We start from the raw sequence: 12,250 nt of genomic DNA on the forward strand, positions 1-12,250 counted from the left end.
TTTCAGCTTTGTTCTCCTATAAAAAAAGAAACCTGTGCAAAAGATTTTGTATAAGCATCGACGTTCGTAAGGCCAGATATATCTTGGAGTATGACACGCTCACCATTCTTTCTACGTTCGTCTGCAAACTCGATTGCTCGTTTTAAGTTATCAGAGCTGTAAATGACGCTATGAATAAGAGGTTCTTGACCACAATATCCAAGCGCTTCTAATAGACGATCTATTCGTATTCCAAACCCTGTTGCTGGTGCATCAACATGAAATTTGGATAGTAGATTATCATAGCGCCCACCGTTTCCAAGTAAGAAACCTACTTTTTCTGCATATACTTCAAATAAAAGACCTGTATAATAGCTCATATGGCTCAATAATGTAAGATCTAATTTTATAAATTGGGAAACACCAAACGATCGTAGGTGCTCACATACTAGTTGCAATTCCAGAAGCAATTGTTTACCTCTCTCCCCGTCAACAAGCTGCATAGCATCCTCTATGATATTTTCGTCACCACGTAAATGTAATAATTGTAATAAACGTTGTTTATCAATAGATGATAGAGACAAACCTTTCACATGTTCTTTATATCCGACAAAGTTTTTTTCATATAAGAAGCGTCGCAACGTGTTAGCACGTTCTTCATTACCGACCGTTTCTAAAAATAATTCATTAACAAATCCGATGTGACCAACAGTAACTGCAAATGTCTCTAACCCAATATTTTGTAATAAGGATACTAGCAGAGCAATCACTTCGGCGTCTGCACTTAGTGTCTGATCACCTATACACTCAATTCCAACCTGTTCAAACTCTGCTGGACGTCCCCCCTCGCGTTGTTGAGCGCGATAAACGTTTGCTGAATAGGCAAGACGTAACGGGTTCTTATTTGCTAATAATTTTGATGCAGCTACCCTAGCAATAGGGGCTGTCATATCCGGCCGTAAAACTAACGTATGACCTTGCTGGTCCAAGAGTTTAAACAGCTGCCTATCCGCAATCGCTGATGATGACCCTACGGTATCATAATACTCTAGCGTTGGCGTCTCAATTAGCTGATAACCCCATTGCTCAATCCCCCTTAGTAACTCACTCCTAAGTTCTTTTTTAGTTTCATACAAAGAAGGTAATGTGTCTCTCATACCTAATGGCTTTTCAAACATAAAAAGCTTCTGCATTTCAATCCGCCCTTTAGTTAATAATTTGTGAAGCTTCAGCGCCTTATGCATCCCTTACAAGCAACGGAGGCCATGTCAATTATGCGCTAGCTACATAGAAATTTATTCCAAAATTGAACCAAAACACTTTAGTTCGCTAATTTGCTAATAAATTAAAGTTTTTAGTATTGTAACTTGGCTTTTATCATCCGTCAAGATACAAATTGTTATATATTGCTCATGATTTAATTTGTTCACAATGAGGTTTTATTATTTTGAAATAATATTATATAGAGCTTATTAATTTAATCTTCTTCTGCTTATACTGTAGTGACCTACAGGTAGCTGTATTCTAAAAGGTGTCTGCGATAAGTTAAAAAATACCATATTGCATAGATACAGCATTAAATATACAAATAATGGGTAAAAAGCCATATTAATAAATGGCTGTTTACCTAAATATTTGTTTCTCGTAATAAAAAACAAACACGTAGACAACTAAAACTGATGGCACCTTTTCCTCGATAAAACAAATCTCAGCTTATAGTTTAGAAGCTACAGCAACAATTTTTACCAACTGAGCCTAATTCATTGACAAAATTATAATGTTTATTTTATGATCATTTATATAATTAAATTTTCTCCTAAAGGGGAGTAGCTTTTACAGCAAAGTCGTCATTACGGAGTATCATACTCTCGGCTTTGTTGGCAACATACGTTGTTAGCGAGACCTTTATCATTTGGTAAAGGCCTTTTTATGTAAAAAACCTTTACCATCATTGGTAAGGGTTTTTTTGTGAGAAAAATAATGAATAGAGTACCAAAAGTTACTTCATTCATTCTAGATAAAAAATGATGGAAAGGAGAGATACTAATATAGCCTACTATTACACAAGTTGAATATTACGAAAGAAATCATGAATTCTTGAATCTTTTTAAGAAGTGAGTCGTATTAAACATTGGAGTAATATTGACAAAAACACCACTAAACACGGATGTTTACTGAGGAATTATTACTTTTTAAAGGTCTTTTACTAGGGAAAAAGAATTCTACGAGCACTATAGTTGATTATTACGTATACAAAGAGGGGGAGATAACCAGTGCTTATTATTGAATTAGCAGCTATTTTATTTGCTTCAAAAATAGCAGGGGATATTAGTGTCAGGCTAGGCCAGCCATCTGTTCTAGGTAAGTTATTAATAGGGATTGTATTAGGCCCTACCGTTTTAGGAATCGTTAACGATACAGAAATCTTGAGTGAAATTAGTCAAATCGGTGTCATTTTGTTAATGTTTATTGCGGGTTTAGAAACCGATGTTGATGAATTTAAACGCACTGGAAAAGCTTCAACTTACGTAGGTGTACTTGGAATCATCGTACCTTTATCAATCGGATATTTATCAGGAGTAATTATTGGTTTACCTACATTTGAAGCTATATTTCTTGGATTATTACTTTCTGCTACAAGCGTAAGTATTTCAGTCCAAGCATTGAAAGAAATGAATAAGCTTAAATCAAAAGAAGGTGCAACGATATTAGGAGCAGCTGTCATTGATGATATTCTCGTTATCGTATCATTGGCCTTTTTAATGAGCTTAGCAGGTGGGGATGTTCATTTAGGGGAAGTAATTATAAAGAAAGTTATCTTCTTCGCCGTAGCTATAGGTTTAGCTTGGAAAGTAGTCCCTTGGGTATTAAATAAGTTTGCACCATTAAAAGTAACTGAGTCAGTCATTTCTGCAGCCTTAATCATTTGTTTTACCTATGCGTTTATCGCTGAGTATGCAGGTGTTGCAGCAATTATTGGTGCCTACATCGCTGGTGTTGCGATCAGTTTAACTAATCATAAACATGAAGTGTTCGAAAAAGTAGAAACAATCAGCTACTCGATTTTTGTACCTGTATTTTTCACATCAATTGGTGTTACTGTAGAATTATTCGGCATTGGTGATAACATTGGACTAATCGTCATTCTTAGTATCGTAGCTATCCTTACAAAACTGCTTGGTTCAGCAGTTGGTGCAAAAGCCGCTGGGTTCAATTGGAGAAGTTCTATGGGTATCGGATCTGGTATGGTATCAAGAGGTGAAGTAGCATTAATTATTGCAGCGATAGGACTAGAAGCCGCATTGCTAAGCCAAGAATTATTTGCAGTAATTGTAGTTGTAGTCCTAATTACAACAATCGTTACACCACCTATGATGAAGTGGTTTTTCTCTGAAAACAAGCATGAAAACAATAAAGTGGAGACGACTGGGTAGTCTCATCAAGCATGAGAGGGCATTTTCCCCAAGTAGCTAAAAAGCTGTAAAAATTGAAAGGCTTGTTCGAAGTCCCGTGAAGCACTGAAGGTACAATTTACTTTAGGATGAAGTGATCTGAAGGGACTAGGTTAACGCACCATTTTTACTAACTTAAAGATTAAACTTTAAATAGGCAATATTTATTACTAGCACCAAAAGTAGCTACCAACTCGAGAAAAGCCTATATCATAAATAAGAACCTGTTTGTTGAAACAGGTTCTTTGCTATGTAAGCATTAACTCATGATTTTATCGTTAACACCATTTTCAATACGTTTTTCCATCTCTTCTTTCGTGTAAATAATCTGCATGGGATTCCCGCCTACAAATGCTCCAGCAGGTACGTCTTTATGTACAAGCGTCCCTGCAGACACTATCGCACGATCACCAATTACTACACCAGGTAAAATAGTGGAGTTAGCCCCAATTAGCACCTCATCTCCAATTATAACATCGCCAAGACGGTACTCTTCAATTAAGTATTCATGTGCTAATATAGTCGTATTGTAGCCGATCACAGTATTTCGTCCTACAGTAATTTTTTCTGGAAACATGACATCTAGCATTACCATTAATGCAAAAGATGTTTGTTCGCCAACTTTCATTCTTAAAAATGTACGATATAACCAGTTTTTCATCCCTAAAAATGGCGTATAGCGGGCTGTTTGGATAACGATAAAGTTTTTTACTACTTTCCAAAAGGGTACTGTTTTATATACATGCCATAATGAATTGGCTCCATTTACAGGATATCTTGTTGTTTTTCTCACTGATTCTCAGCCTTTACAATGGAGAGTAAATCACTCATTTTATCTAAAACATAATCTGGGCTGTATTGTGTTAAATGTTCTCTACCTTTAATCGCCCACCCTACGGCGGCAGTTTTTGTTCCAGCATTTTGCCCTGCCAACATGTCATGATGATTATCACCGACCATAATCGCTTCATGTGGAAGAGCATTCAGTTGCTGTAATGCTTTATGAATTGGCTCAGGATCTGGTTTTGCACGTTCAACATCATCTAAAGTAATGACAACATCAAAGAACTGATCTAGGTTTGTGAGCTTTAGCCCCATTGTTGTCGTTAACCTCATTTTTGTTGTCACAATTCCTAACTTGAATTTTTGCTCGTGTAGTGCTTTAACGGTATCAAACACACTATCATATTCCTTTACGAGTAAATCATGATTTGCTAAATTAAACTCGCGATAGGTTTTTACCATATCCTCAACACGATCTTTATCTACTGAGTGTAATGATTCGTACAACGGTGGGCCAATGAATTCGAGCACATCTTCTCTTGAGTAATCATTAGGGTAGTACTGTTCTAATGTATGCATAAACGATTGGATAATTAATTCATTCGTGTCAATCAATGTTCCGTCTAAATCAAACAGTATCGTCTTAATGGTCATAGTTAGCTTCCTTTCTGTTATGCAACTCTGCTTTTTTCCATATAAAAGCGACAATCATCGTTAATAGTATTGCAACGAAAACACGTATTAATAACAATGGTAAAATTGGAATTCCTAAAGGTATAAATACGAGTGTATCTTCAATAACAGCATGGCATGAAACGAGAAATATAAATGCAAGTACAGTATCTTTTTTAGACACACCGTCTTCCTTCACTGCTTGAATCATCACACCAGATCCATATGCAAGTCCAAATAAAAGTCCAGCTGCTAAGGTTGTTGACGTATTCTCCTTCATACCTAATAATTTCGTCAAGGGTGACATCCACTTGGAGAACGTCTCTAACCACTTTAGATCTTTTAATATTTGTATACCGATCATAAGTGGAATAACGATAAGTGCAAGTTGTAAAATACCTATTAAGCCCTTCTCTACCCCAGCCATGATGATACTTCCCCAGCCTGTAACAACTTCTTCTTCCTTGGATATCAATCCATATTGAGCTAACTCATTTCCGCCTGCCCACAGAATATTAATCATGAAAGCTGATATAACTGCTAATCCTATACGAGTAACCATCATTATCCAGAGCTTTACCCCTACTCTTGCAGCAACGCTTGACTCTATTATCAAGTTATGAGAAAACGATAACATCACAGCTAAAATAAATACTTCTTTTACAGTCAAATCAAGTGTTAAAATCGCACCGATAGCAGCATACAGATTGAGAAAATTCCCTAGAACCAACGGGATTGCTGCATCTCCTGATAGTCCAAACAAGCCCATCAAAGGTGATATGCCTTTCATAATCCATTGTAGAATAACAGTGTATTGTAAAATCGTCACTATTAATGTAACTGGAAAAATGATTTTCCCTAATGTCCATGTTGTCTGTAACCCTACAATAAACCCCTTTTTAACTGACCCAACCAAATTCCCACTCCTAGCTTTTTAATTAGAATAATAACAAAATGTAAAGCAATTGGTAAATACCCAATTGCTTTACATTTGTTCACTTTGAACGTCACTTATTATACTGTTTAGCTTCTATGAATCTTTATACCTTTTATCTGCATACCCTTTTACTCTTCGGACTATAATCATAGCAATTGCAAGACCAATTAATAACAACGAGATAAACTGCGCAACACGTAAGCTTTCAGTTAGCATTAAGCTGTCTGTTCGCATTCCTTCAATGAAAAAGCGGCCAAATGAATACCAAATGACATACGTTAAGAATAGCTCACCACGTTTTAAATTAACTTTTCTTAGCAGTAGTAATATTATAAATCCAGTGAGGCTCCAAATTGACTCATATAAGAAAGTTGGGTGATAATACGCCCCGTTAATATACATCTGATTTATAATAAAGTCTGGTAACTGTAGGTTCTCCAGAAATTCCCTTGTCACAACACCACCGTGTGCTTCTTGATTAACAAAGTTCCCCCATCTACCGATAGCTTGTCCTAAAATGATACTTGGTGCAGCGATATCTGCAAGCTTCCAAAAAGAAATACCTTTTTTCCTCGCAAAGACGATAGCCGTTAATACTGCCCCAATTAAACCACCGTGAATGGCTAAGCCACCTTGATTAATCATAACAATTTCTAAAAGATTTTCTGAATAATAATCCCACTTAAAAATAACATAATAAAGTCTTGCTGAAATAATAGCAATTGGTACTGCAAATAATACTAAGTCTACAAACGTGTCTTTATGAAGACCTCTCTTTTCAGATTCCTTGACAGCTAAATATAAACCTAAAATGACACCGATACCGATGATCGCTCCATACCATTGAATCGACAATGGACCAAGTTCAAGAAAAACACGATCTAACGGCTGTATTTGCTCTTCCATCCTCTCAACTCCTAATATTTATTTCTACATTAAATATGTATACCTTATAGCTCTTCACTATCTTCAATGACATCAGCTAATCTATTTGAAAATTGTTCTGCAGCATCCATACCCATCCTCTTTAATCGAAAATTCATAGCTGCTACTTCAATAATGACTGCTAAATTTCTTCCTGGACGAACAGGAACTGTTAAATGTGTTATTTCTGAATTAATAATTTTCATTTTATCTTCATCAAGACCAACACGGTCATATTGTTTAGCTTGATCCCAAAGCTCTAACGTGATCACTAAAGAAATTCTTTTAAAATTCCGAACTGCTCCTGCACCAAACAATGTCATGACATTTATAATTCCTAAGCCACGAATTTCTAGTAAGTGTTCCAACAGATCTGGTGCGTTTCCTATTAAGGTGTTTTGGTCTTCTTCACGAATCTCAACTAAATCATCAGCAACTAGTCTATGCCCTCTCTTCACTAATTCAAGAGCAGTTTCACTTTTTCCAACACCGCTTTTTCCTGTAATTAATACACCTATACCGTATATGTCTACTAACACACCATGAACCGCAGTTGTAGGTGCAAGCTTACTTTCTAAATAGTTTGTTAAACGGCTCGTTAAGCGTGTTGTCTTCATTGATGAACGCATAACAGGTACTACCTCACGCTCAGAAGCTTCAATTAACTCTTCAGGAATGTCCAAATCTCTTGAAATAATAATCCCAGGTGTAATATCAGTACATAATTTATTCATACGAAGCTGTTTTTCCGATTTTGTTAACTTATCATAAAATGAAAGCTCTGTTTTACCTAATAGCTGTATTCGTTCTGCTGGATAATAAGTAAAATATCCCGCCATTTCAATCCCAGGTCTAGATAAATCACTCGTAATAATCGGTCTATTTACCCCATCTTCTCCACTTATCAACTCTAACTGAAACTTATCTATAATGTCTATCGTTCTAACCTTAGGCATAGAAATCCTCCTTTTTGAACACTCACAAACACTTTCTTTATTTTATCAGTTTTTTTCCTTACTAACAAAGAAGAAATACCTTAGCCTATAGATTTGTCCCGACTGGCACTAGAAGCATTTCATTTTAAAGCGTTTTTGACTTCGAATGAAATGATGAAGTGATCTCGAAGAAATAGGAGACGAAGCTAGACAAAGAAGAAATGCCTAAGCGCCATGAAACCCGTAAACAGTAATGGATCCCTTTCATTTGAAGGCACTTTTTGAAACGGTGAAGCGACTCAACGTGATGGGCGCTGGAGCTAGACAACCTAAAGAACTTAGCAAACCTTACAAGTCTTGAGTCTCCATCCATAAAAGCACTTATTGACTTTTTTCGTATGAAGGAGAGTGGCTGAAGGTGCTTCGAATTAATATCTATCAGACCCTTAATTGAAGTGATCGGTAAACGATAAAAACTCCACTTCACAAAGGTAATCCCCTTTGTAAAACGGAGTGTAGAAAAGTAATCCTCGTTAATCGTTACTATGTGTAGTAACGTGTACTGAGCCACTTTTTGAATCAGCAAATAAATGAAGCGGTTCAGTTGCCTTATCATTTACCGTAAACCTTAATATTTTTTGCACAATTTCGTCTTTTTCCTCAATAATATTAATATTAGGCACATAACATTTTACTTTACCTACACTTGACTTCAAATCACCTTCCATTGTCAATCCGTCTGGGACAGTAATATCTATACTACCCGTTGTCGTCTTAGCAAAAACGGTATGCGCTTTTTCATTGTTTATCTTACATTTGATACTGCCAGTAACACTTTGTAGGTCTACTCTTTCAAAGCTACCTCTAACATTAATACCACCATTAACTACTTCAGCCTCACAGTTCCGACTATAGCTATCGAACACGTCAACAGCTCCATTCGTGGTCTCAATTTCCATCTCATCGACATGCATGCGTTCTAATGTCACTGAACCGTTAGATGTCTTTGCTTTATAGTCTTTCACCTTAAACCCTGTACTAATAACTGGCCCATTGAATACTCGAATTCTGATCTGGCTATAATCTTTCTCAGGAATATAAATTTTTGTATGAACCTTCATTTGTTTTTTCTGAACAGCAAAACGCATTAGACTATTATCAGTGGAAAATAACACGTCTTGTAAAAATACTCTTCTTGCTTCTTCATTATTTTCGACTTTGTATACTTTCGCCTCACATTCAATTCGAACATCATTTTCATTCCACGGTATTAGCTCAACACTCCCGTTATACACATCTAAATCAACCTTATCAATGAATACGTTTGAATTTTGAAAGATATGATGCACGTCAACCGAAGGTCCAAAATTAAAGTCTAAATCTAAATTCTTCACCTTCTTTACTGCTGTATTCATGAAATCAATGAGTTTTTCTTTCGTTGAAGCTTGCTTTGTTTCATGACTGTACGGACGTTGTTGAGCATTTTCATAGTCAATATCTGTCGATAAGTCCGTAATTACTTCTTGCTCCGCTTTTCCCTTTTCCTTCTGATCATCTAGTGCTTCTAAAAGTGTTAACGCTTCATCAGGTGATAATTTACCTTCTTCAACCATTTTCAATATCCGTTTACGATCTTCAACCATTTAAAACACCCTCACTTTTCTCTTCGATTTTTTTAATTAAAGTTTTTTATTAAGCTAGTTTTTCAGTAGAGATTGGACCTATAACAATACTCCATTCACTCTATTTTACTTACAGTTTATTGAATCAGTACTTGGATGCCTCTAATAATATTCCAAATAACTACTCCTACATTTACAATGATAATGATGACTATTGGCCAAAATACTGTTGTAAAAGCTACACCTCCAGAAAATATATCTATAAATGCAATAATGATAGCAAGTATGATAGATACAAACGGTAATAGGTGTGAAACAAAAGCACTCTTCGCATGTGATTTAACTTCATTACTTTCAGTTACAAAATATGCAACAATCGGAAATAAAAATGGTGCAAAAAACACGCTGAAATAACTTAATGAAGACAATAATTTATTTATATCCACAATGACATCATCTCCTTTAGCCTATTATACGAATATGAGCCAGAAGAAGTTTCATGAATTTTCCTAAAACTATTTAAAAATTAATAAATGATGGTTAAATATTAAATTTTCTATTTGTTGTCCTTATTTTTATAGGAAAAAAGTTTGATTACAACACAACCAATGGGACATCTTGTCAATTTAGTGAAAAGCAATTAAAAATAAAATATTTTTTCCTTATGTGTTTTACAAAATGGTAAAATAAATAAGATAAAAATTTCGTGAATAGAGGGATTTTATCAAATTATGCCGAATTGTTTCGGTATGGATAAATATTATATGACAAAATCCGGATATTTTTTACATGTTTTCTATTAATTAGTACTAAGGAACTAAACAGCATGCACTATCTCACATATTTTACGAATTTTTTTCTGTACGCAAATTAGCAAGACAAAGAATTTTTTCGATACACCTAATTGGAAACGCATTCAATTATAACGAACAATAAATTACTCACGTACATGAGAATGATGCTTGATTTAGTTGGCTCACAATAATTTATAGGAGGAGAATTTATTTATGCGTTCTTTTTTTACTAAAATCTTTGATATGACAATAAGAATGAAGCTCATTTTACTCATGGTTTTTGTCACAATTACTGTTATCACACTAGCCATCAGCCCCATTGTAAGTATGAACAGCTATAAAGGTCACATTGAAGAGAAATACAATAATCGTTTAGCCGTTATTGAGGATTTACATTTCATACTTGGCAAAATTGATGAAGCCCATGGGATCGTTGTCGATTTTTCTAAATCGTATGATGAATCAATGGTTACAGATTTAGATAAATCGATGGAACTGATTGATAGTTTATTAAACCAATTCACGGAAAACCCGTTATTAGATTATTACAGCACGGAAGATTCACAACACCTAGATAGCATAATAAAAAATTACAGTCAATTTGAATCCAGTTTAAAATCTATAAGAGAGCAAATGCTTAATTTTGAATTAGAAACCTTTTTAATAGACTATGATTTAGAAAAAAATAGTTACCTTACATTAATGCAAGCATTTTCAACTCATGACAGAGCCTCCTTCCAATACCTTTTACAAACTGAAACAGAGTTAGAAAAGCTTGCTGAGAACATCATTTTCACAGTCATCATATTCTCTATTACATTAGTAATACTTATCATTTCTTTTGCTAGCTGGGTTTATATAAGCACTTCTAAGGATATTGTAAAGGTTATTAATAAATACAAAGGCTTATCATCTGGTGATTTTAGAATTAGTACAGGCTCAAATAAAAAGAATGAATTAGGCAAACTAGCTGATAATATTGATGGTTTAGTAGAAGTATTGAAAACAACCTTTTTGGATATAAAAGAATTTGTTGAGAAATTACAGAACCTTTCTGTAAAGACAAAGACTAATATGACAAGTAGTAATACCAATATTGAAAATACTGCAGGGGCAGTAGAGGAAATAACTAGAGGGGTAGATCAACAAGCCAGTGCAGCTGAGGATTCTTTACTACACGTAACTGAATTAACAGATAAACTCCATGTAACGGTTGAATCGTTGGACATGTTTAAGAAGAATGTAACTAAAACAGATGATGAGATTAACTCTTTTTCTAAGAGTTTAGCTAATGTCTCAAATAATTCTAAAGACGTAGAAGAAACGAACAACACATTATTAGTTTCATTTACAGAGTTATTGTCCAGTTTCGAAAATATAGATGAGTTATCTAAACAAATTGTAAATATTGCTTCCAGCATTAAAATTGTGTCCTTAAATGCATCAATTGAAGCTAATAGAGCAGGGGCAGATGGTAAAAGCTTTAATGTAGTGGCAGAAGAGGTAAGAAACTTATCAACACAAACATCAGAAGTTTCTAAAGAAATTTTAGAAGTTGTGAAAGTGAATGTTGATAAAATGGCTAATTTCCAACAATTATTACAATTTGCAAATAATAAAAATGAAGAAAATGGTAAAAACACAACAATCGTCATGAATAGCTTTGAAGACGTTAGTATTCGTTTTAATGCTATGCTAGAGGAACTAGCACTAATAAATAATAACCTTATAGACGTTCAAGAAAAGGCGACTATGATCCAAAATAACGTAAGCGAAACAAGTGCAACAAGTTTGCAAACAAGCGCTGTTATGCAAGAGATTTCCAGCAGTTTTGAAAAACAAGTCGATTCGATGAAGGAAATAGCAGATTACACGAATGAGCAAGTGACATTGGCTAATGAACTAAGTGAAAAGTCTAGTCAATTTAAAATGTAAGAACAATTATTTCTTGGGACCTTACTAATCATATCCATGCTTAGTTCCTACAATGGGTTTCCTAACAACCTATATTCAAGGTCTGCACCCACGCTGCATAGCACAGCAAGGGTGCAGACCTTTTTGTTATAGAGATTCACCTTCGTTGTTGTCTTTCTTACGAAGGAATTTAACGGGATACCACTTAAGTTCGTGGCATATCCAATATTAGAATAAA

General features: G+C 34.9%; 10 protein-coding genes. 2 read left to right on the forward strand and 8 right to left on the reverse strand.

The window, feature by feature from the left end; genetic code table 11:
• Positions 1-2: 2 nt before the first annotated feature.
• Positions 3-1,172, reverse strand: coding sequence for an ATP phosphoribosyltransferase regulatory subunit (locus JM172_RS20380; protein ID WP_214484218.1), 1,170 nt, complete (start codon positions 1,170-1,172; stop codon positions 3-5).
• A gap of 1,080 nt (positions 1,173-2,252) precedes the next feature.
• Between JM172_RS20380 and JM172_RS20385 the strand changes: the two genes are divergently transcribed.
• Positions 2,253-3,413, forward strand: coding sequence for a cation:proton antiporter (locus tag JM172_RS20385; protein ID WP_214484219.1), 1,161 nt, complete (start codon positions 2,253-2,255; stop codon positions 3,411-3,413).
• Positions 3,414-3,690: 277 nt separating this feature from the next.
• Here the strand turns inward: JM172_RS20385 and JM172_RS20390 are convergent, their stop codons facing one another.
• The 7 genes from JM172_RS20390 to JM172_RS20420 all read right to left on the reverse strand — a co-directional run bounded on the left by JM172_RS20390 (position 3,691) and on the right by JM172_RS20420 (position 9,750).
• Entirely contained in the window at positions 3,691-4,224 is a 534-nt protein-coding gene (locus tag JM172_RS20390) for an acyltransferase (RefSeq protein WP_214484220.1), read from the reverse strand.
• Positions 4,221-4,868, reverse strand: coding sequence for a pyrophosphatase PpaX (ppaX, locus tag JM172_RS20395; RefSeq protein WP_214484221.1), 648 nt, complete (start codon positions 4,866-4,868; stop codon positions 4,221-4,223). Before ppaX ends, JM172_RS20390 begins: the two co-directional genes overlap by 4 nt.
• Complete coding sequence (locus tag JM172_RS20400; RefSeq protein ID WP_214484222.1) at positions 4,858-5,802, reverse strand: nucleoside recognition domain-containing protein; 945 nt, start codon at positions 5,800-5,802, stop codon at positions 4,858-4,860. Before JM172_RS20400 ends, ppaX begins: the two co-directional genes overlap by 11 nt.
• Before the next feature lie 114 nt (positions 5,803-5,916).
• Positions 5,917-6,729 carry a prolipoprotein diacylglyceryl transferase gene (gene lgt / locus JM172_RS20405; protein ID WP_214484223.1) on the reverse strand — a complete coding sequence of 271 codons (813 nt, stop codon included), beginning with the start codon at positions 6,727-6,729 and terminating at the stop codon, positions 5,917-5,919.
• Positions 6,730-6,773: 44 nt separating this feature from the next.
• The gene (gene hprK / locus JM172_RS20410) at positions 6,774-7,703 is read right to left on the reverse strand and encodes an HPr(Ser) kinase/phosphatase (protein WP_214484224.1); all 930 of its coding nucleotides are present in this window, start codon (positions 7,701-7,703) and stop codon (positions 6,774-6,776) included.
• A 512-nt stretch (positions 7,704-8,215) separates the two neighbouring features.
• Positions 8,216-9,325, reverse strand: a complete 1,110-nt coding sequence (locus JM172_RS20415) for a DUF4097 family beta strand repeat-containing protein (protein ID WP_214484225.1) — start codon at positions 9,323-9,325, stop codon at positions 8,216-8,218.
• Positions 9,326-9,441: 116 nt separating this feature from the next.
• On the reverse strand, positions 9,442-9,750 hold the full coding sequence (locus tag JM172_RS20420) for a DUF4870 domain-containing protein (protein ID WP_214484226.1): 309 nt from the start codon (positions 9,748-9,750) through the stop codon (positions 9,442-9,444).
• Between the two features lie 561 nt (positions 9,751-10,311).
• Here JM172_RS20420 and JM172_RS20425 point away from each other — a divergent pair.
• On the forward strand, positions 10,312-12,033 hold the full coding sequence (locus tag JM172_RS20425) for a methyl-accepting chemotaxis protein (RefSeq protein WP_214484227.1): 1,722 nt from the start codon (positions 10,312-10,314) through the stop codon (positions 12,031-12,033).
• The last annotated feature ends 217 nt before the right edge of the window (positions 12,034-12,250 follow it).

This window comes from Bacillus sp. SM2101 (assembly GCF_018588585.1).
Taxonomy (GTDB): Bacteria; Bacillota; Bacilli; order Bacillales; family SM2101; genus Nanhaiella; species Nanhaiella sioensis.

What these genes read in the sequence shown, in the direction of transcription:
- JM172_RS20380 (WP_214484218.1), bottom strand. Translation starts at nt 1,172, where the DNA reads ATGCAGAAGCTTTTTATGTTTGAAAAGCCATTAGGTATGAGAGACACA.
- ppaX (WP_214484221.1), bottom strand. Translation starts at nt 4,868, where the DNA reads ATGACCATTAAGACGATACTGTTTGATTTAGACGGAACATTGATTGAC.
- lgt (WP_214484223.1), bottom strand. Translation starts at nt 6,729, where the DNA reads ATGGAAGAGCAAATACAGCCGTTAGATCGTGTTTTTCTTGAACTTGGT.
- hprK (WP_214484224.1), bottom strand. Translation starts at nt 7,703, where the DNA reads ATGCCTAAGGTTAGAACGATAGACATTATAGATAAGTTTCAGTTAGAG.
- JM172_RS20415 (WP_214484225.1), bottom strand. Translation starts at nt 9,325, where the DNA reads ATGGTTGAAGATCGTAAACGGATATTGAAAATGGTTGAAGAAGGTAAA.
- JM172_RS20425 (WP_214484227.1), top strand. Translation starts at nt 10,312, where the DNA reads ATGCGTTCTTTTTTTACTAAAATCTTTGATATGACAATAAGAATGAAG.